Raw genomic sequence first — 21,640 nt, 5'->3', positions numbered from 1 at the left:
GCTGTCTGTTTTTATTAATAATCAAAACGTTCGCGGTATGCCCACAGTCCAATTGCCGGATTTGAAATATAAAATATTTCTTCACCATCAGGCATGATATTGACGCCGTCTTTTAGCTTTTTCGGATCATATTTGGCTGTGACTTCATCGTAATCACCATACTTAAATCCAACACTCTCAATTTCCTGCTGTGTTATATTTTCTTTCCCTTTTCCCGGGCAATAGGTGATGTTAAAACGTCCTTCGGATGATCCATGAATAAGGTGCGCTGCAGCTCCCAGGTTATTTTGCAGATCTTCGTTCTCCGCTACAAGTTTTAAGGTGTGTGGCGTTCCGAAGTAGCCGTACTTTCGAATTAACTCATCAATTTTAGGGTCTTCGCCAAATTCCTTTAAGGCCGGAGCCAAAACAATCAGCTCCGCGCCGTCGGCTAATGCCATGCGCGTACGGTAAACACTTTTGTTACCCAGCCAGGTACTTTTAAATTCGGTTGGATCGAGCCAAACCACTGCTTTCGCAATTGGTTTGTCAACCATTTCAAAATTCACTTCCAGCGAAAGTTTTGCAGCTTTATCAAACACTTCAAAATCGTCGCCGATAAAAAGCCCATACGTTTGCAATTTGCCATCGTTATTTAATCCAACCACCGTTTGCACATATACGATAGGCATATGGTTTGAAAAATTTTCGGAGGCATAATTAAAAATCTTCCGAACAGGCGTATCGGCACGTCCCATCATGCGTTCCATACCGTAGGCTGCACCGATGTAATGGCTTTTGTTTATGCCCTCTGCTCCTCCGGTTCCTACAAAAATATTTTTATTGTAATTGGCCATTCCAACCACTTCGTGCGGAACAACCTGACCAATCGATAAAATCAAATCGTAATTGCCTTCAACCAAAATTTTATTTACCTGTGCCGGCCATGAATAATCAACTGCACCTTCCGAAACTTCCTTTACAAATTCAGCGGGAACGGTGCCCAGCGTAACCACATCGTTTCGCCAGTCGTGGTCACGAATCAGTTCAGTTGGCATTTTTCCAAACATGTGGCTGATTTGCTCCATTGTCATTGGAGTGTGCGTTCCCAACGCCGGAAGTACATCGGTGAGACGTTCTCCGAAATATTCCCAGGCAAATTCGGTGAGTTCTCCTGCGCGTGATGGAAGTCGCGTATAATCAGGAGGAATGGCCAAAACTTTTTGTTTGGCTCCCATTTTTTCGAAAGCTTCAAACAGGCCATTTTTCAGATCCTTAGCACTGAGTGCAGTTTCGGTAGATCCTTTTTCGAAATATATCATTTTTGATCTGCTTTAAAATTTAATGATTAGCGCTTAACGCGTGCATTACCGCCCCAAACACTCCAAACCTGTTCTTCGTCGGCAGGTTGAGCGTAGTCGGTTAAAAATGTGGTGGCCAGCGCTCCGGTTGCCCAGCCAAATTGAGGCCATTTCTCAGGTTCCCATTCTTTTAAAATACCATACAGCATTCCGCCAACAAAACCATCGCCACCGCCAATGCGGTCGAGTACGTGGATGGTACGTGGTTCAACCACATGCCAGTTATCGCCTTCCAGCATAATAGCTCCCCACAGGTGTTCGTTTACACTGATAACTTCACGTAGTGTTGTTGCAAAAACAGAAGCGTTAGGAAATGTTTCTTTTACGCGGGTGATAAGTCCTTTAAAACCGTCAATTTTGGCATTTAAACCTTCGCCGCCAGCAGATGGTCCTTCAATTCCAAAACATAACTGGAAATCTTCTTCGTTACCGATGAGAATGTCTGATACCGAGGCAATCTCGGTAAAATCTTTTCTCAACTGTTCTTCGCGGCCTTTCCAGAATGAAGCTCTGTAATTAAGGTCAAACGAAATTTTGGTACCGTGTTTTTTTGCGGCTCTTGCAACTTCCAGACAAAACTGGGTTGTTTCAGGCGATAAAGCACCGATCAGCCCAGACAAGTGTACGATCTGAACACCTTCTTCGCCAAATATCCGTTCCAGATCGAAGTCTTTTACGTTAAGTGTACGGCCTACTTCACCGGCGCGGTCGTTAAAAACGCGTGGTCCACGGCTACCATAACCACTGTCGGCAATATTTATCTGGTGGCGGTAACCCCACGGATTTCCTTGCTCCACTTCAGGGCCTTCGTAATCCATGTGGCGGGCCTTTAAATTGCTCTGTATAAATTTTGCAATAGGACTGTCTTTCACAAATGTAGTCAAAACTTTTACCGGTAATCCCAGGTACGACGAGATGCTTGCAACATTGGTCTCGGCACTGGTAGCATACAATGTGAATTTATCGCTTGAGTGAACCGGTTGACCGTTTTCAGGAGTAATGCGTGTTCCCATACTTGTTGGAACCAGCATGGCATATTTACAATTTTGTTTCAATTTCATATTTATTGATTTTTTGTATACCACATTAAGTTGTACTGTTTGTGGGGTGTTTTGTTGCTGATGTAACCTGCTTTTAGTAATTTCTGATAGCTCAAATAATTCCGTTAAACGCCACCAAATGCACTGTATCCTCCGTCAACCGGGATTACAATTCCGGTAATAAAATTTGAAACATCAGAAATCAGGAAAAGTGTTGCGCCCTGTAAATCTTCCGGTTCACCGAATTTTCCCATTGGTGTATTGTCAACAATTTTTTGTCCGCGAGAAGAGTAGTTGCCTGTTTTTTCATCCATAACCAAAAAGCGGTTTTGGTGCGTGATAAAAAATCCGGGAGCAATAGCATTTACCCTGATGCCAACTTTTGCAAGATGCACCGACAACCACTCGGTAAAATTATTGATCGATGCTTTTGCGGCTGAGTAGGCCGGAATTTTAGTCAGTGGTTTGTACGAGTTCATCGACGAAACATTAAGAACAACGCCTTTTCTATTGGCAAGCATGTCGCGTGTAAATACCATTGTAGGCAGCAAAGTGCCTTTAAAGTTCAGCGCAAATACTTTATCGAAACCTTCCATTTGCAAACCATAAAAAGTGTCTTCAAGGTTGTCAATATTATCCTCGGTTATGGTTTCTACTTTTGTCGTTGCCTGCGGACTGTTTCCTCCGGCACCATTAATCAATATATCAATTGGTCCCAGTCGTTTATTAATCTCGGATTTGGCAAACTCAAGCGATTCTTTATCGAGCACATTGGCTGCAACACCAATTACTTCAGCTCCTGATTCTGCCGCAATCTCTGCCGCAACTTTATCGGCGACTTCCTTATTAATATCGGCGATGGCGATTTTGGTGCCAACCGATGCTATTGCTTTTACCATGGCGGTACCCAAAACACCTGCACCGCCGGTAATTACGCATACTTTGTCTTTTAAATCGTTAAATGATAGTGCCTGCATAATATCTATTTAAATTCTTTATAATAATCAACATTCTCTTTGGTAACAATGTCAATGGGGGTGTAACTTTCTTCCTGAATTTCCCGTTTTTGAACGATGCTTCGGAACAGTTTGTTCACCGAATTGTAGCCCTGTTCTTCGGGGCGTTGACAGATAAGGAACTGTACCAGATCTTCTTTCAGGTATTTAATATTTTCTTTAATGAGGTCGTGCCCGATTACTTTAATGTCTTTGATATTTAGTTTTTTCAGTAAACGGCCCACATAAAACACTTTCGAATTGGTGACCAAAATTCCTTTAATATTCTTTTCAGAAATATTTTTTTCTACTTTTTGCATCCATTCATCCGAATTAGTATCCGGAATTTCAATGGTGAACAGGTCGTGTTTGTTATCCTTTTTTTGCTTAAACCAATCGTGAATTCCCATTTCGCGCTGCACGAGGTGGTTCTGATTATCCATTTCTTTTGCAAAATGAATAACAAGAATGTTTCCGTCGCTCAACATCAGATCAAGTAATTTTCCCGACACCAACCCACTTTGATAAGAATTCTGGCCGATGTAACTAAGCTGGCCAACGTCTTTAATATTCGAATCGATAAAAACAAAAGGAATTTCCAGTTCTTTTAACTTTTCGATAAAAACAGCAGCCTCTTTTTTGAAAAAGGGAGCCAGTACAACGCCATCGGGTTTCATGGCAAGAACTTTATTTGCTTCTTCCACAAAACTTTTTGAATCGGCCTGGTTAAAGGTAAACGACTCAATTTGTAACCCGTATTGCGGCAACTCCGAAATACGTCTTTTTATACCTTTAATAGGTTTTGTCCAATATCCATCTCTTGCCGGAGGTTCGGGGAGTAGCGTAGCAAATGTGGCCGATTTTTTTGAGGCAAGCGTACTTGCCAAAATATTGGGCTGGTAGTTCAATTCTTTTACAATTTCAAGAATCTTCTTTTTGGTTGCTTCTGCAACCTCCCCACGGTTATGCAAAACCCTGTCTACAGTACCAATCGATACCTTTGCTCTTTCGGCAATATCCTTAATTCGTATTTGTTTATTTAGTTCGATAGCGCTTCTGATTTTAAGATTAAAAAATGATGGTTTAGTTACTCGCTTTCAAAACTAAACAAAAATATTTGTATTACCGTGTACGAACACGGAAAAATATTTCAAAAATGCTCAGCAACATTTTGAAAAAGAAATATCCTTAAAATTTAGCCAGGTTTTCGTCGGGCTTTTCTTCCAAGAGATGCGGATTTTTCAACAGGAATTTAATGTGTCGGAACAGGCGTCCTCCGTGCGATCCGTCTACTACACGATGGTCGAGTGTGGCAGACAGCAACATGATTCGGCGCGGAACGATTTCCCCGTTAACAACTGCAGGTTTATTCTGAACGGATCCGAGAATCATTACCAGTGATACATTCGAAGAAGGAAGCAGTGAACCATAACCGGTATCGAGACCAACCGTGCCAATATTTGAAACCACGTACGATCCAAAACTGTTTGAATCGAGACCAATTCCCGGCAACGAAATTCCCCAGTCGATAGTGAGTACACGGTACAAACGGAATAACCATTTCCGGAAAGGCCATGGAACGCGCGCCAACATATTTTTCGATTGCATTTCGTCGCGTTCGTTTCCTTTTCGCGACTCGCGGATATGTTCTGCAATTTGGTCGGTAACTTCCTGAATAGTTTGCTGATCGGCATTTTCAACTTTTACCGAGCCCATTTCTCCTCCGGGGAGTAAAACACTAACTACACCGTCGACCTGTTTACGTTGGGCAATTTTCGAGCCGTTCACAAAGGTGTTCAATTCGGGCACTTCGTTTCTGATTGCCCTGCCAATAATAAGTGTGATAATATAAGTAAGTGTGGTTTTTAAGCCTTCTTTTCTCTTTTTGGCGATATATTTTTCAATATCAGTAACATCCAACTCTACCATACCATAAATTTTGGAATCGGTAGGTTTTTTGTAAATAGTTGACGCTACTTTGCGCCAGTCTGAATTATAATCAATTTGCTCCATATAACGATTTTAAGTGTCAATCGTTTCCTGTGTAAAAATTGAATAATTGCGGCTTTAGGGCGCAAATGTAATTGTTTCTGTGGAAATCCCTAAAAAAAAGGTGCAGCGTTTAATGTTTTATCTGCACAATCACTAAAATCTATCCTGGTGTGTTTTTAATACTTTTAAAGTATTTGGTCTTATTTCTCCATTAAGCATAGAATAATAAAACAGGTGGTATGTCTTTAAACAGTTTGCGAATTACACAAAAAGCATACTTTTGTGTGTTTAAACTAAACTGTAACTAAACTAATTTGCTTTCTGTTAATGAAACTCAACCTTGAATCTATATTATTCAGGAAAATTAAAGAAGGTGATTATTCTGCCTTCAATGAGTTATTTTCAAAGTATTACCAACCGCTTTTTCTTTTCGCCCGTAAATTTGTTGAAGAGGATCTTGCGAAGGACTTTGTACAGGATTGTTTTTACGAGCTTTGGAAAAACAGAAAGCGAATCGAATTAAAAACTACTTTGTCAGCTTACCTTTTTTCAATAGTTAAAAATCGCTGTTACAAATATTTTGAGAAAGAACGTTTCAGGGCCGAAAAACAGAGTGAGATTGAATTTCAGTTGAAACAGGAAGAAATAAATTATTTTCTGCATTCTGAAAAAAGTATTTTGGAGTTTGAAATCCGAGACCGCATTCAAAATACATTAGAGAAGTTACCTCCAAAATGTGTTCAGATATTTCACGATAGCCGTTTTAATGGTTTGTCGAACAAAGAGATTGCACAAAAGTACGACCTGTCGATAAAGACGGTTGAAAAGCACATTTCAAAAGCTCTCAAAATCTTTCATGATGAATTTAAAGACTTCAATTTATCCTATTTCCTGTTAATTCTTAAAAATATTTAGCGATTGAGGTAGGGTTATCTTGTACTTAAATACTCTTATTAAAAATGAACGAGAAAAACACTGAAAATATAGATCAGGTTATTCTGCATTTTATTCAAGGAAATGCAGACCAGCAAGAAAAAGCCACATTGATGAATTGGCTGAATGAAAATCCGGAGAACAGAAAGAAACTGTTCAAAGAAAAAGATATTTGGAATGCTGCAGAAATTGATTCGGACAGGTTAAAAGTTTTAGAAAACAATGAATGGCTTGAATTAGAAAAACGAATAAATATTTCGAAGGTTAAACAAGGATATTTTAAGGAGCTGGTGAAAATTGCAGCAATTGTTGTTGTGGCTTTAGGAGTTGGTTGGATGAGCCATTATATATATTCGGACAGTGCATCAGCGCGCAAAGTTGAGATGCGTACCGTTGAAGCGATAAAAGGACAAATAAAGGAAGTGTTTTTAGCCGATGGTACACATGTTTGGCTTAATGCCGGCTCGCAGCTTTCTTTCCCATCAGATTTTACTGAAAAGAACCGGGAGATCAGCTTACGTGGTGAGGCTTATTTTGAGGTTACTTCGAGTGAGAAGAATCCGTTCCTGGTAAAAACAGGCAATCACACCGTAAAAGTTACCGGAACCAAGTTTAATATTTGCGAGTATCCCGAAGATAAAATGATTGAGACCACCTTGGTGGAAGGAAAAGTTAAAATCATTTCGGGCAATTTCTTTAAGGATTTGTATCCCGGCGAACAGGCAACTTTTTACACCGAAACGGCCGAGGTTGCAATAGGGGAAAAAGACTTTGATATTTACACTGCCTGGCGCGAAGGACGATATGAATTCCGCAACGAATCGGTCGACAAGGTTTTTAAAATTATGGAGCGCTGGTGGGATGTAGAAATTGATTACCCGAAAGACGAATTTAAATACGAATATATCTCAGGAGTATTGAGAAAACATAAACCAATTGAACAGCACTTTGAAGTAATCAACGAGTTAGTGCCAATAAACTACCAAGTTGATAAAGACAATATTACGGTGAAGCTGAAATAACATTTCACAAATTTTATTTAACAAACTAGCTAACTAAAACAAATTCTGCCTATGAAATGAAATACCTATGCATCTAAAAAAAACGGGAAATACGCCACATACTTCCCGTTTAACATTACTAATGTAAATTTTTTGATTTATAAATTAAAATCGTAGCGAAACTATGAAAAAAAAACTAAACCACCGCTTCCTTTTTGAAAGGAGGAAGGGGCGAAAACTGTTTCTTATTATGAAACTATCCCTTTTTTTAATTTTAATAAGTTTAGTCAGTGCATCGGCTAGTGTTTATTCGCAATCAGTGCGGATTGACATGGAGTTACACGATGCAAGTCTTGAGAACGTTTTTCAATCCATTCAAGACCAAACTGAATTTGACATCTTTTACAAAAACGAGCATCTGCCCCGATATAAAAAGGTTGATGCCGTATATGCCAAAGCTACTGTTGAGCATGTATTAGAAGATGTTCTTATTGGTACCGGATTGAAGTACAGAGTACTTAATAAAGACATTGTTATAACTAAGGACAACTCCGGAAATGGCAGTGATATGGAATCACAGCAGAAAACTGTTCGGGGAGTGATTACCGACAACGACGGAATACCATTGCCTGGTGTAACAATTGTTGTAAAAGGAACTACGAATGGAACTGTAACTAACCTGGAAGGAGAGTATACCTTAGGAAATGTTCCTGCGGATGCCGTACTACAGTTCTCGTTTGTTGGAATGCAAACCCAGGAAATTGAAGTTGGGGGGCAAACCGAAGTAAATGTAACCATGCTTGGTGATGCAATTGACGTTGGCGAAGTAGTTGTAGTAGGTTATGGTACTTTGGAGAAAAAAGAAGTAACCAGTTCAATTACCACAGTAAAATCGAAAGATCTGATTCCGGGTGGATCCGGAAATCCACTTATCGGCATGCAGGGAAAAGTTACCGGTTTAAGTATTCAGTCGACTAACGGAACCAGTCCGAATGCTTCAACATCAGTGCAATTGCGTGGTGTGGCATCGGTTTTGGCCGGACAAGGACCACTTATTGTTATAGATGGTGTTCCGGGTGGTAGTTTAAACTCGGTAAGCCGCGAAGATATTGAGTCGATCGATGTGTTAAAAGATGCATCGGCCGGAGCAATTTATGGTACGCGTGCTGCTGGTGGTGTAATTCTTATTACTACCAAATCGGCAAAAGCCGGAAAAATTCGTCTGACTTATACATCGGAGTTTACTACCGAAACCATTCGCCGTAAACCGGAAGTTTTAAGTGCCGAAGAATTTGTTGCCAACGATTTGGGAACTGATTACGGAAGCTCTACCGATTGGTACAACGAAGTTACTGTTGACAACCCTTTCAGCCAGCGTCATCATATTAACTTAAGTGGTGGTTCTGAAACTTCTCGTATTTATGCCACGTTTTTAGCTTCCGATCAGGAAGGTATTGCCATTGGTGATAAAAGAGAAGAAATGGGTGGCCGTATTAATGCCAACTTCACATTAATGGATGGTTTTGCTGAAATTATTGCACATGCTGATTACCGCAAAACAAACAGCGATCGTTCGCACAATGGTATTTTTGATATGGCTTTGAAACTGAATCCAACACAACCTGCTTACGACGATACGCAAGTTCATGGTTATAATGTTTGGACTGGAGGTTGGGAATACTACAACCCGGTTGCCGATATTAATTTACGCACCGATCAGGGACATGCAACCAATTTCCTTGGTGATGTGACGTTGAAACTTAATATCACCGATAATTTAAGCACCCAGGCAATGATAGCTCACCGTGCAAACGAATACCGCGATATTTTATACTATTCAGCACAACACAAAGAGTCGCTGGATAACGCCCGGGCTGGTCATGCCCGTCAGGCATACGGAAGAAATATGGATAAAACTTTCGAATGGTTGGCAAAATACATTAACACTTTTGGAGAACATTCAATTAACGCAGTGGCAGGTTATAGTTTCCAGGAGTTTAATGCCGACGGTTTTAACATGGAGAACTACGATTTTCCGGTTGATGGTATTGAAGCCTGGGATATGGGAAAAGGCACATTCCTTTCGGAAGGTAAAGCCGGAATGGGATCGTGGAAAGATCCTCGCGAAAGATTGATCGCTTTCTTTGGTCGTGCAAACTACACATTCCGCGAAAAATATATTCTTTCGGTAAGCGGACGATACGAAGGTTCTTCGAAATTTTATAAAGATAACCAATGGGGATTTTTCCCTGCGGTATCCGCCGGATGGCGCATCAGTGATGAATCGTTTATGGATAATGTAACTGCTGTTAGCGATTTAAAACTACGTGGAGGTTATGGTGTTACAGGTAACCAAAGTTTTTCGCCGGGCGCAGCAACACGTATGTATGCTTCTGATACCTGGTGGTTGGTTGATGATGAATGGATTTATACCTACGGATCGGCACATAACCAAAATAGAGAACTGCAGTGGGAAGAGAAAAAAGAGTACAACGTAGGTGTTGATTTCGGATTATTTGATAACAAATTAACCGGTAAGTTCGATTTATACGATCGTAAGGTTGATAAAATGATCTACGATATTTCTGTTTCAGTGCCACCTGCTGTACACGACAAAACAACGATGAATGTTGGTAGTTTACGAAACAAAGGTTGGGAAGCGGAGCTTAATTACGATGCAGTAAGTTCTGCCAACTGGGATTATTCAACCACATTCCGTATTTCACACAATAAATCTACCCTGGAGTCGCTTTGGGGCAGTCAAACCTATTGGGATAGGGTAGGATTTCCTGCTCCTGGCTCTCCGGGTAATGCGGTTCGTTTGTTCCCCGGACAAGACATTGGTAAGTTCTACGTATGGCGTTTTGCCGGATTCACTGACGAAGGAAACTGGATGTTGTACGACAAAGACGGAAACGCCTTTGATGTTACTCAGCAAACAAAAACAAACGACGACAAAGCATTCGTAGGAAATGCAATTCCTAAAGTTCAAATGTCGTGGAACAATACAGTTGGTTTTAAAAACTGGGAACTGGAAGCCTTTTTTACCAGTTGGTTAGGACATGATATATACAATACAATTGATATGTACTATGGCTTGCCAAATGTTGAAGAACAAAACGTTTTGTCGCATGCATTTGATAAAAACAAAGATGTTACAGGCGAGAAAGAACTTTCTGATTACTGGATTGAAGACGGTGATTTCATCAAACTGAAAGCCTTAACTCTGCGTTATCGTTTTAACACACGGAACATCAACTGGTTGGAAAATGCCAATGTATATGTTACCGGTAGAGATCTGTTTACCATTACGTCTTATTCGGGAATGGATCCGGAGTCGAACATCAATGGTTTGGACCCTGGTTTCGAGTGGCATAATAACATTTATCCACGTACCCGTACCTGGACTTTGGGAGTTCAATTAACTTTTTAACCTTTAAATTAAATTGTTATGAAAATTAAATCATATAGTTTACTACTCATCATATTATTGTTTTCCGGTGTTGCTTGTACCGATTTGGAAGAGGTTTGGTACTCGGCAGTTGTTCCGGAAACATTCTTTAAAACAGAGCAGGATGTAAAAGCCGCTTTGTACCGTTCTTTTACCCATGCCCGCTGGTATGTTCAGGAAGACAGATGGCAGCTGCAGGAAATGACTGCTGACCAGTTTGCAATAACAACGAAAGGTCCTCACTGGTATAACGGAGGTGAAAACTACCGCTATCACTACCACGAATGGACGGTTAATGATGGTTGGATTTGGGGAACCTGGCGCGGTACGCTTATGGGAGTTGCCCTTGCATTGGATTCGAAACAAGACCTTGAAAAACTCGACTACAGCACTGTTGGTTTAACAGAGGAAGATAAAGCGTCGCACGTGATGCAGTTACAAACACTTATTGCATATTTCTACTTACGTGGCCTTGATTATTTTGGTGGACTTCCAATTTTTACTTCAAACGAAGGAGAAAATATTCCGAGAAGTTCTGATAAGGAAACTTTTGATCATATTGAAACCTTACTTTTGGCGGCAATTCCAAAATTGCCTAAAAAAGTGTCGGGCGAGAAAGAAGAAGGTGCCCTTCGTCAGGGAGCTGCTGCTGCTATGTTGGCTCAGTTGTATTTTAATGCTGAATCGTATATTGGTGAAAGCCGCTTTTCAGAGTGCGCAACAATTTGCCAAGGAATTATCGATGGTGATTATGGCGATTACGAGCTTGATCCAACATGGTTTGGGCCTCTTGGCTTCTATAATAATGTATCGCCTGAGGTAATTTGGTCGGCTCCATCGGAGTTTAACAAACTTCAGTACGATTGGATGTGGAACCGTTTCTACCATTACGAAACATACAAATATTTTGGATTGGATGGCGGAGCCTGGAACGGACATCACCTGCAACCATCGCGTAAGCCAACCGGCGAAATTTATACCGAATTCAAGTTGGGTAATCCTTACGAAAAATTCGATGATGGCGATTTGCGTAAAAAACCTTATTTGTATAAAGGTGGAGGTAAATACGAAGGAATGTTCCTGGTTGGCGATCAAATCAGCCCATACGGAACTTCTTACGGAACACAGGAATACAAAAATGAAGTGATTTCGTTTGTTGATATGGTGGCCACTTTCAAAAAGGTGGGCGACGAATATCCTGATATCGCATCCTTGCCGTCAACTATGGCTGACGGTGAAGAGAATACCGGAGTTCGTCTGGTAAAAGCTCCAATGCCAAACCTGGCTGATGAATCGTTGCGCTGGGGCGCTGATAATGTAATCATTCGTTTGGCTGAAGTTTATTACATGCTGGCTGAATGCAAACTCCGTGCAGGAGAAAAGCAGACAGCAGCTGATTTAATCAATGACGTTCGCGAACGTAACTTTGAAGATGGAAATGATCCAAATCCTGTTACAGCCGCAAATTTGGACGAATACAGAATGCTTGACGAATGGGGTGTTGAATTTCTTGGCGAAGGCCGCCGTCGTACTGATTTAATTCGCTGGAATAAATTTGTAAATGACGAATGGTGGGATCATGAAGCATCAGATTCGCAGCATTTACGTCGTTTCCCCGTGCCTCAGAATGCACTTTCGGGTAATAACGCATTAGAACAAAATCCAGGTTACAACTAAACCTGATAGTCTGGTGATTAGTTTATGAATGGAGAGGCTGCCTTTGGGTGGCCTCTTTTTTTGGAAGAACACACAAATTATTTTAAGTTTATTGGCCTAAATCAATTGCTATTTATTCTAAACTTATACTCATGCAAAACAGACGAAACTTTCTGGCCACCATTGGCACCATTACGGCAGGTGCCGTAGTCTCCAATCCTTTAAAAGCCGCTGTGCTTTCCGAAGGCGAAAAATTAAAACTGGTTTTAGTGGGCACCGGAATCCGTGGAAACAGTTTTTGGGGAAAACGATTGGTTGACGAATACGGCGATATCCTTGAATTTGTGGCGCTGGTAGATATTAATCTCGGCCGGGTAAAATATGCCGCTGATTATATCGGAGTCGGCAAGGATTGCAAAACTTACACCGAGTTTGATGACATGATTGAAGAGCAATCGCCCGATTTAATCATTGTTACAACGCCCGATGCCACACATCATCAGTATATTATAAAAGCGTTGGGAAATGGGGTAGATGTGCTTACTGAAAAACCAATGACCACCGACGAAGATAAGTGTCAGGAAATATTGGATGCCGAGCGAAGATACAAACGTAAAGTGATTGTTGGATTCAACTATCGCTGGAGCCCTTACAATACCAAGATTAAGGAATTGCTGATGAACAATACAATAGGCAAACTGGTTTCGGTTGATTTTTCGTGGATGTTGAATACCAGTCACGGTGCTTCGTATTTCCGTCGTTGGCACGGCCAGCGCGAGTGGAGCGGAACCTTACTGATTCACAAAGCCACACACCATTTCGACCTGCTGAACTGGTGGATCGACTCCGATCCGGATGAAGTTTATGCGAAAGGCGATCTGGAGTTTTACGGCAACCGACGCGATAAAAGTGGCGTAAACTGCCGCTCGTGCAATGAAAAAGATAGTTGTGCTTTCTTTTGGGACATCACCAAAAGCCAAACAGACTATAACCTGTATGTTAAACACGAACAACACGATGGTTATATTCGCGACAATTGTTTGTTCAGGCCCGAGATAAACATTTACGATAAAATGAACGTGAATGTAAAATACGCCAATAATGTGTACTTGAATTACATGCTTACGACCTATTCTCCATGGGAAGGCTGGCGCGTAGCTTTTAACGGCACCGAAGGCCGTATTGAAGCATTTTTGGATGTGCCATACCTGGAAGATGTGCAAATATCGCAGGAAGATATGCACCGGGCAGAAATGGATCAGAGCGGAAGTCAGGACCAGATTAACAAGCCAATAATTCTGCATAAGTTATGGGGCGAGCAGGAAATTATTAATGTGGGTTACAGCCGGGGTGGCCACGGTGGAGGAGATGAACGATTGCACGATCACATATTCAGAACACCAGATGCTGAGGACGAGTTTCAACATTTGGCCGGAACACGCGACGGAGCCATGTCAATTCTGATCGGTACAGCCGCCCGAAATAGTATCGAATCGGGAATGCCTGTGAAAGTTGGTAGTTTAACTACCTTGCAACCGCGCGCAAAACGATTAGTTTAATTGTGAATTGTGAATATAAAAAACGCAGTGTAGGATATACGCTGCGTTTTTTTATACTTCTATAAAGGTAATTTTGTTTTTAATCTTCTTTTACTTTCGAAGGTTTTTCACCTTTTGCAAATCGCCTGATCTTAATATTCAGATAAGCAAAAAGTATGGTCATTATCGGGCTGATAATATTAAAAAATGCATAAGGAGCATACGACCACGTATCAACACCAAGCACCCTTGATTGTGTTGCACCACAGGTATTCCAAGGGATAAGCACCGAAGTAATTGTCCCGCTGTCCTCAAGCGTACGACTCAGTAGCTCGGGCTTTAAACCTTTGTCCTCGTAGGCTTTTCGGTACATCCTTCCGGGCACTACCAATGCAATATACTGGTCGGAAGCCGTGGTATTGAAAAAGATACATGTTCCAACGGTTGATGCCACCAGACTTCCAGTGCTTTTGGCATATTTTATAATGGGTTGTGTAATTCGTTTCAATAAACCTGCCGATTCCATTACGCCGCCAAAAACCATTGCCGAAAGTATCAGCCAAACGGTGTCGAGCATTCCGCGCATTCCCGAAGTGCTCAGCAATTCGTTTACATTGGCATTCGAAGTGGTTAAGCTAACATCGCCAAACATAGCCTGCATAACCGAATAATACGACGCGGTTCCGTAGTTGTTTACGTTACCTGCAACAGTATTTATAATATCGGGTTGAAAAATGATGGCAAACAAACCGCCCAATAAAGTTCCGATTAATAAGGATGGTAGTGGCGGTACTTTTAATATGATTACGGTAATCAGAATTACCGGAACCAGAAATAATAGCGGGCTGGTATTAAAAGTAGCGTCGATGGCCAGTTTTACATCCTGAACATTTATAGTTGCATGTGAAAAATCGTAGTTAAAACCCATTATCAGGAAAATAACCAGGGTGATTGTCATGGTTGGTACCGTGGTTAATGTCATGTACTTTATGTGGGTAAACAAATCGGTACCGGCCATTGCAGGTGCAAGATTCGTGGTGTCGCTCAAGGGGCTCATTTTATCGCCAAAATAAGCACCACTGATAATCGCTCCGGCAACAATAGCTTCGTCAATTCCGATGGCTTTCCCTATACCCAGCAGCGCAATTCCGATGGTGGCAATGGTCGACCACGAACTTCCGGTAGCCACACTAACTATGGCACTAACCACAACTGCCGTAAACAAAAACATTTTCGGGCTGATAATATCTAACCCATAATAAATCATTGCCGGAACAACACCGCTTATCAGCCATGTTCCTGCAAGCGAACCGATCAACAGAAGAATTAAAATGGAAGGCATCGCCGAACCGATTGTCGAAACGATTTTACTGCTGATTCTGTCCCAGCTAAAACCCAAACGATGAGCAACAACGCCGGCAATAGCAGCTGCCAGCATCAACGCAACCTGGTTGGCACCAGATAAAGTATCGTCAAAAAGTAATACGTTAAGTGTTAACAGACCAATTAAAATAAGAATGGGCAACAATGCCAGAAAAAGTGATGCTTCGCGTTTTGTTGTCATTTTAAAGTAGCGGATAAATAAATGAAGCGCCAAAATAACATATTATAGTTGAAAAATGTAATAAAATTGAGCTCAATTCGTGCATTTTGTAAAAAACAAGCCCTGAAAGAAAAACAAACTACATTTTATTTAGTGGATAATTATTTGTTTTTATTTTCGTTCTTTGTTAATTAACAAATTGATATGAAGCAGGGTTTTACATCTATAATTACCATTTTAATTTTTGTTTTTTGTGTTGGCCGGTCAATGGCTCAGCGTGCCAACGGTTTGGCTGTTGAAGGTACGGTTACCGTTCAGGAAGGATCTTCGGAAGGAGCGATTATACAAATGTACCGCGATGGGAGACGACTGGATAATTACGGTATTGGGGCCGATGGAAGATACAATGTAGAACTGAACTGGAACCACAAATGGGAACTGATTTTTGAGAACGAAGGAAATTTTAGCCAGAAGATTGTGGTTGAAACTGCTGTTCCACGCGATGTGCTGAATGCCGATCCTAAATTTCCTCCATTTCCGGTAAATATTAATTTGTTTACTGAAATTCCCGGAATCGATAATTCGTTTGCGGAGAATACTATTCTGAAAATATTTTACAGCCCAGGCGTTGATAATTTTGTAAAGGAACTGTATTACAACGATGCGCAGATTGAACGCCTGATTAACCAGGCAATCGCACAGGCGCAACAGATTGATGAGAATGCTGATTTTATGGCGCGTTTAACCCGTGCCGAACTGGCGGAACTTCGAAAGGAATATAATGAATTGCTGGAACAGGCCGGAAAAGAATACAGCAACGAAGAGTTTCTGGAAGCGCTGGATGGATATAAAGCTGCCAGTAAAATATTCCCCGGTGAGCAGTTTCCGAAAGACCGGATTGCCGAAATTAACGACCTTTTGGGATTGATTATGGCCGCCGAAGATTTGGATGCAGCAAAACTTGCCCGCTTCAATAAGTTGGTTCGGGAAGGCGATTTGCACCTTGCGAATCGTCAATTACCCGAAGCAAAAAATTCATACAACAGGGCGCTTTCCATAAAACCTTTTGACCAATATGTTAACGATCAGTTGAAAAAGCTTGCTGCATTGCAGGAACAACAACGACTTGCGGGAAACTATCAAAACCTGGTTGAGCAAGGCGACAAGGCGATTGACGAGCTATTATTTAACGAAGCGCTAGGCCTTTTTAACAAGGCGCTTGAGATCAGGCCCAACGAACAATACCCGAAAACAAAAATTGCTGAAATAAATGGTTTGCTTACCGAACAGCTCAAAAATCAGGAAGACCAGAAAAGTTATGATGATGCCATGTCGGAAGGTGAGCGTATGTTTTCCAAGCAGTTTTTCGATCGGGCACTTACTTCGTTCGAGAATGCATTGTCTTATAAACCCGGCGACATAAAGGCTACACGCCGCATTGAGGACTCTAAAAAGGAAATGAAGCGCATCCTTGACAGGATGGAGTTTGATAAATTTATTGCAGCTGCCGATAAAGCGTACAAAAAGGAAGATTATCCCGAAGCTTTGTCGAACTACGAGCAGGCACTGGAATTGGTTCCTGATGAGCCAAGAACAAAAAAGCGGGTAGAGGAGATCAGCGAGATTCTCTATGCACTAAACAGCTTTAATGAGTTTGTAAGTCAGGCCGATAAACAGTTTGATGCACAAAGTTATGCTACCGCCAAATCGCTTTACGAGAAAGCAAATGAATTAAAAGCCGGCGACAAACATGTGCAGGAGCGAATTGCTGAAATTGCACGACTAATAGCTCAGCAGGGAGTTGACGAGCAGTATGCACAGGTAATTGAACAGGCTGATAATATGCTGGCACTGAAAAATTACGAAGATGCCAGGGGCAAATACACCGAAGCACTGCGAATAAAACCACAGGAGCAATATCCAAAGGATAAACTGGATGAAATTGCTTCGACATTAGCAGATGTAGCCCGTTTGGACAGACAATACAAAGATTTGATTGCAGAGGGAGATCGGTTGTTTGCACGGGAAGATTACACCAATGCGAAATCAACATTTGCAGAAGCTGCTCAGCTTAAACCGGAAGAAACTTATCCTCCTGAGATGATGGATAAAATTGATGGTTTGATTGCCGAACAGCAACGTCTTGCTCTAGCGGCAGCTGAAGCCGAAGCAGCCCGTTTGGCAGCTATCCAGGCCGAGAAGGATAAAAACTACAACGATGCCATTGCCCGTGCTGACGAACTGTTTGCAGCTGAGAATTACGAAGAATCACGCAACGAGTATCGCGCCGCACTGGACATAAAACCGGAAGAATCGTATGCGCAACAGCGTATCGATGAGATTGGAAACGTCCTGTCACAACTTTCAGCAGCTCAAAAAGCCTATGAAGATGCAGTTGCCGAAGCCGACCGCGAATTCCGTGGTGAAAGTTGGGATGCAGCAATTGCAGCTTACAATACAGCAAAACAAGCCAAGGCAGACGAAACTTACCCCGATGAACAGCTGGCCAAAATCGATTCGATTGTAAGCACCAGAGAACGTATTGCAAGAGAAGAGGCTGAAGCTGAAGTGGCCCGATTGGCAGCTATCCAGGCCGAGAAGGATAAAAACTACAACGACGCCATTGCCCGTGCTGACGAACTGTTTACGGCTAAGAATTATGAAGAATCACGCAACGAGTATCGCGCCGCACTGGACATAAAACCGGAAGAGACTTACGCGCAACAGCGTATCGATGAGATTGGAAACGTCCTGTCACAACTTTCAGCTGCTCAAAAGGCCTATGAAGATGCCGTTACCGAGGCTGACCGCGAATTCCGTAACGAAAGTTGGGAAGCAGCCATTGCAGCCTACAATACGGCTAAACAAGCCAAAGCAGACGAAACTTACCCGGATGAACAGTTGGTTAAAATCGATTCGATTGTAACTACAAGAGAACGTATTGCAAGGGAAGAAGCGGAAGCTGAAGCAGCCCGATTAGCAGCCATCCAGGCCGAAAAGGATAAAAACTACAACGATGCCATTGCCCGTGCTGACGAACTGTTTGCCGCTGAGAATTACGAAGAATCACGCAATGAATACCGTGCGGCACTGGAAATAAAACCCGAAGAATTGTATGCACAGCAACGTATTGATGAAATAGGAAATGTGCTGGCACAACTTTCGGCAGCACAAAAAGCTTATGAAGATGCTGTTGCAGAAGGCGACCGTGAATTCCGCCGTGAAGGCTGGGATGCTGCAATCGCTGCATACAACAATGCAAAACAAGCCAAAACTGATGAAGTGTATCCGGATGAACAGCTGGCAAAGATTGATTCGATTATAACAACAAGAGAACGATTGGCACAAGAAGCCGCTGAAGCAGAAGCCGCTCGATTGGCAGCAATACAGGCTGAAAGGGATAAAAACTACAATGAAACAATTGCTCGCGCTGACGAACTGTTTACGGCTGAGAATTACGAAAACTCACGTAACGAATACCGCGCAGCATTGGAGATAAAACCGGAAGAAACTTATCCGCAGCAACGTGTCGATGAAATAGGAAACTTACTAGCACAACTTTCGGCAGCTCAAAAAGCTTATGAAGATGCTGTGGCAGAAGGCGACCGTGAATTCAACCGTGAAGGTTGGGATGCTGCAATTGCTGCTTATAACACAGCGAAACAAGCCAAAGCTGATGAGACCTATCCGGATGAACAGCTGGCAAAAATCGATTCGATCGTAACTACACGCGAACGTTTGGCACAAGAAGCTGCCGAAGCCGAAGCCGCTCGTTTAGCAGCAATTCAGGCTGAAAAAGATAAAAACTACAACGAAGCAATTGCACGAGCTGACGAACTGTTTACGGATGAGAATTATGAAAACTCACGCAACGAATACCGTGCAGCATTGGATATAAAACCGGAAGAAACGTATCCGCAGCAACGTATCGATGAATTAGGAAACTTACTAGCTCAACTTTCGGCAGCACAAAAAGCGTATGAAGATGCAATTGCAGAAGGCGACCGCGAATACAACCGTGAAGGCTGGGATGCTGCAATCGCTGCATACAACAATGCAAAACAAGCCAAAACTGATGAAGTGTATCCGGATGAACAGCTGGCAAAGATTGATTCGATTATAACAACAAGAGAACGATTGGCACAAGAAGCCGCTGAAGCAGAAGCCGCTCGATTGGCAGCAATACAGGCTGAAAGGGATAAAAACTACAATGAAACAATTGCTCGCGCTGACGAACTGTTTACGGCTGAGAATTACGAAAACTCACGTAACGAATACCGCGCAGCATTGGAGATAAAACCGGAAGAAACTTATCCGCAGCAACGTGTCGATGAAATAGGAAACTTACTAGCACAACTTTCGGCAGCTCAAAAAGCTTATGAAGATGCTGTGGCAGAAGGCGACCGTGAATTCAACCGTGAAGGTTGGGATGCTGCAATTGCTGCTTATAACACAGCGAAACAAGCCAAAGCTGATGAGACCTATCCGGATGAACAGCTGGCAAAAATCGATTCGATCGTAACTACACGCGAACGTTTGGCACAAGAAGCTGCCGAAGCCGAAGCCGCTCGTTTAGCAGCAATTCAGGCTGAAAAAGATAAAAACTACAACGAAGCAATTGCACGAGCTGACGAACTGTTTACGGATGAGAATTATGAAAACTCACGCAACGAATACCGTGCAGCATTGGATATAAAACCGGAAGAAACGTATCCGCAGCAACGTATCGATGAATTAGGAAACTTACTAGCTCAACTTTCGGCAGCACAAAAAGCGTATGAAGATGCAATTGCAGAAGGCGACCGCGAATACAACCGTGAAGGTTGGGATGCTGCAATTGCTGCTTATAACACAGCAAAACAAGCCAAAGCCGATGAAGTGTATCCGGATGAGCAGCTGGCAAAAATCGATTCGATCGTAACTACAAGAGAACGTATTGCAAGGGAAGAAGCAGAAGCCGAAGCAGCGCGTTTGGCAGCTCTTCAGGCTGAAAAAGATAAAAACTACGCTGATGCAATTGCACGCGCTGATGAGTTGTTTAAAGCAGAAAACTACGCAAATTCGCGCAACGAATACCGCACAGCTTTGGATATTAAACCGGAAGAAAGCTATCCGCAACAACAAATTGATGAGATTGATCGGATATTAAGAGAATTGGCGGCCGCCAAGGCTGCTCAGGAAGAGCTGGATAGAAAGTATGCAAGTCTGATTATGCAAGCTGATCGTTTCTTCTCGGCAAGCAGTTATACTGCTTCGAAGGAGAATTATACCGAGGCTTCAACATTGAAACCAGAAGAAAGCTACCCGAAAGAAAAAATTGCCGAAATTGATGGAATATTGGCACAGCGAGCCATCGACGAAAAATACAGAAGTGTAATTGTGGTGGCTGACGGTCATTTCAGAACACAGACGTATGATGATGCCCGTTTGCAATACGAGATTGCGTTGGGGGTAAAACCCGATGAAGAATATCCGAAAGAACAAATACGGAAAATTGACGAAATACGCGAAAACGAACGTCAACGAATAGCGCAGGAACAAGCTAATGCCGAAGATCTGGCGAGAAGGAAAGAGCAAATATCCCAGTTGGAAGAAGAGCTGGATGAACAACGGATTTTGGAAGAATCAGGTTTAAATGCACTTTACGACGAAATCATTAAAAAGGCTGATGGATCGTTTGAAATTGAACAATACAATGTGTCGCGAGCCTGGTACTACAAAGCACAGGATCTGAAACCTGAAGAAGCTTATCCACCACAGCGTATTGCCGAAATTAACCGGATTCTGGGAGATATGATGTTAAGCGAACGCGACCGCGAATACCAGCGTTTTATCGATTTGGGTGATGAGAATTTCAGAAACAACGAACTGGCCGTGGCGAGAGGTTGGTACAACCAGGCCTTATCGCAAAAAGATGGAGAAGCTTATCCGAGGGAACAGTTGCGTGAAATTGAGCGTAGGATTGCAGAACGGGTTGCGGGACAAAGTCAGCAGCAGTTTGAAAACTATAAAACAACTGCAAATACTGCGTTTGAATCGGGTAATTACAATGTGGCCCGTTTCTATTACAGAAAGGCGTTGGAGTTACGATCGGATGATGCCGAGGTGAAAGCCAAATTACAGGAAATCGAATCTTTACAATAATAATTAA

12 protein-coding genes are annotated in these 21,640 nt (G+C 42.2%); 6 read left to right on the top strand and 6 right to left on the bottom strand.

Going from position 1 to position 21,640, the window contains the following annotated elements; translation table 11 throughout:
• Window positions 1-14 precede the first annotated feature (14 nt).
• The 5 genes from G4420_RS17635 to G4420_RS17615 all read right to left on the bottom strand — a co-directional run bounded on the left by G4420_RS17635 (window position 15) and on the right by G4420_RS17615 (window position 5,388).
• Entirely contained in the window at window positions 15-1,301 is a 1,287-nt protein-coding gene (locus tag G4420_RS17635) for a lactate racemase domain-containing protein (protein WP_163325253.1), read from the bottom strand.
• A gap of 26 nt (window positions 1,302-1,327) precedes the next feature.
• Window positions 1,328-2,401, bottom strand: a complete 1,074-nt coding sequence (locus tag G4420_RS17630; RefSeq protein ID WP_163325252.1) for a sugar kinase — start codon at window positions 2,399-2,401, stop codon at window positions 1,328-1,330.
• A gap of 104 nt (window positions 2,402-2,505) precedes the next feature.
• On the bottom strand, window positions 2,506-3,357 hold the full coding sequence (locus tag G4420_RS17625; RefSeq protein WP_163325251.1) for an SDR family oxidoreductase: 852 nt from the start codon (window positions 3,355-3,357) through the stop codon (window positions 2,506-2,508).
• 5 nt (window positions 3,358-3,362) lie between these two features.
• On the bottom strand, window positions 3,363-4,391 hold the full coding sequence (locus tag G4420_RS17620) for a substrate-binding domain-containing protein (RefSeq protein WP_262888344.1): 1,029 nt from the start codon (window positions 4,389-4,391) through the stop codon (window positions 3,363-3,365).
• A gap of 172 nt (window positions 4,392-4,563) precedes the next feature.
• A complete protein-coding gene (locus G4420_RS17615; RefSeq protein WP_163325249.1) occupies window positions 4,564-5,388 on the bottom strand; it encodes a 2-oxo acid dehydrogenase subunit E2 in 825 nt (274 codons plus the stop codon).
• Between the two features lie 306 nt (window positions 5,389-5,694).
• Between G4420_RS17615 and G4420_RS17610 the strand changes: the two genes are divergently transcribed.
• The 5 genes from G4420_RS17610 (at window position 5,695) to G4420_RS17590 (ending at window position 13,967) form a co-directional block, all read left to right on the top strand.
• On the top strand, window positions 5,695-6,282 hold the full coding sequence (locus G4420_RS17610; protein ID WP_163325248.1) for an RNA polymerase sigma-70 factor: 588 nt from the start codon (window positions 5,695-5,697) through the stop codon (window positions 6,280-6,282).
• Between the two features lie 44 nt (window positions 6,283-6,326).
• Window positions 6,327-7,322 carry a FecR family protein gene (locus tag G4420_RS17605; protein ID WP_163325247.1) on the top strand — a complete coding sequence of 332 codons (996 nt, stop codon included), beginning with the start codon at window positions 6,327-6,329 and terminating at the stop codon, window positions 7,320-7,322.
• A gap of 163 nt (window positions 7,323-7,485) precedes the next feature.
• Window positions 7,486-10,734 carry a SusC/RagA family TonB-linked outer membrane protein gene (locus G4420_RS17600; RefSeq protein ID WP_163325246.1) on the top strand — a complete coding sequence of 1,083 codons (3,249 nt, stop codon included), beginning with the start codon at window positions 7,486-7,488 and terminating at the stop codon, window positions 10,732-10,734.
• 18 nt (window positions 10,735-10,752) lie between these two features.
• The gene (locus G4420_RS17595) at window positions 10,753-12,429 is read left to right on the top strand and encodes a RagB/SusD family nutrient uptake outer membrane protein (RefSeq protein WP_163325245.1); all 1,677 of its coding nucleotides are present in this window, start codon (window positions 10,753-10,755) and stop codon (window positions 12,427-12,429) included.
• A 131-nt stretch (window positions 12,430-12,560) separates the two neighbouring features.
• Window positions 12,561-13,967, top strand: coding sequence for a Gfo/Idh/MocA family oxidoreductase (locus tag G4420_RS17590; protein WP_163325244.1), 1,407 nt, complete (start codon window positions 12,561-12,563; stop codon window positions 13,965-13,967).
• A 79-nt stretch (window positions 13,968-14,046) separates the two neighbouring features.
• Here the strand turns inward: G4420_RS17590 and nhaC are convergent, their stop codons facing one another.
• Window positions 14,047-15,510, bottom strand: coding sequence for a Na+/H+ antiporter NhaC (nhaC, locus tag G4420_RS17585; RefSeq protein ID WP_163325243.1), 1,464 nt, complete (start codon window positions 15,508-15,510; stop codon window positions 14,047-14,049).
• 183 nt (window positions 15,511-15,693) lie between these two features.
• Between nhaC and G4420_RS17580 the strand changes: the two genes are divergently transcribed.
• Window positions 15,694-21,633, top strand: coding sequence for a UDP-N-acetylglucosamine--peptide N-acetylglucosaminyltransferase SPINDLY family protein (locus G4420_RS17580; protein WP_163325242.1), 5,940 nt, complete (start codon window positions 15,694-15,696; stop codon window positions 21,631-21,633).
• The last annotated feature ends 7 nt before the right edge of the window (window positions 21,634-21,640 follow it).

Source organism: Draconibacterium mangrovi, from assembly GCF_010586825.1.
In the GTDB taxonomy this organism is placed as follows: domain Bacteria; phylum Bacteroidota; class Bacteroidia; order Bacteroidales; family Prolixibacteraceae; genus Draconibacterium; species Draconibacterium mangrovi.
Note: the sequence above shows the minus strand (reverse complement) of the source record. Positions and strands in the feature narration are given on the sequence as shown.

Bases quoted from the DNA above. Each gene is read 5' to 3' on its own strand.
- G4420_RS17580 (WP_163325242.1), top strand. From the start codon at position 15,694: ATGAAGCAGGGTTTTACATCTATAATTACCATTTTAATTTTTGTTTTT.
- G4420_RS17635 (WP_163325253.1), bottom strand. From the start codon at position 1,301: ATGATATATTTCGAAAAAGGATCTACCGAAACTGCACTCAGTGCTAAG.
- G4420_RS17630 (WP_163325252.1), bottom strand. From the start codon at position 2,401: ATGAAATTGAAACAAAATTGTAAATATGCCATGCTGGTTCCAACAAGT.
- G4420_RS17595 (WP_163325245.1), top strand. From the start codon at position 10,753: ATGAAAATTAAATCATATAGTTTACTACTCATCATATTATTGTTTTCC.
- G4420_RS17605 (WP_163325247.1), top strand. From the start codon at position 6,327: ATGAACGAGAAAAACACTGAAAATATAGATCAGGTTATTCTGCATTTT.
- G4420_RS17625 (WP_163325251.1), bottom strand. From the start codon at position 3,357: ATGCAGGCACTATCATTTAACGATTTAAAAGACAAAGTATGCGTAATT.
- G4420_RS17615 (WP_163325249.1), bottom strand. From the start codon at position 5,388: ATGGAGCAAATTGATTATAATTCAGACTGGCGCAAAGTAGCGTCAACT.
- G4420_RS17590 (WP_163325244.1), top strand. From the start codon at position 12,561: ATGCAAAACAGACGAAACTTTCTGGCCACCATTGGCACCATTACGGCA.
- G4420_RS17600 (WP_163325246.1), top strand. From the start codon at position 7,486: ATGAAAAAAAAACTAAACCACCGCTTCCTTTTTGAAAGGAGGAAGGGG.
- G4420_RS17610 (WP_163325248.1), top strand. From the start codon at position 5,695: ATGAAACTCAACCTTGAATCTATATTATTCAGGAAAATTAAAGAAGGT.
- nhaC (WP_163325243.1), bottom strand. From the start codon at position 15,510: ATGACAACAAAACGCGAAGCATCACTTTTTCTGGCATTGTTGCCCATT.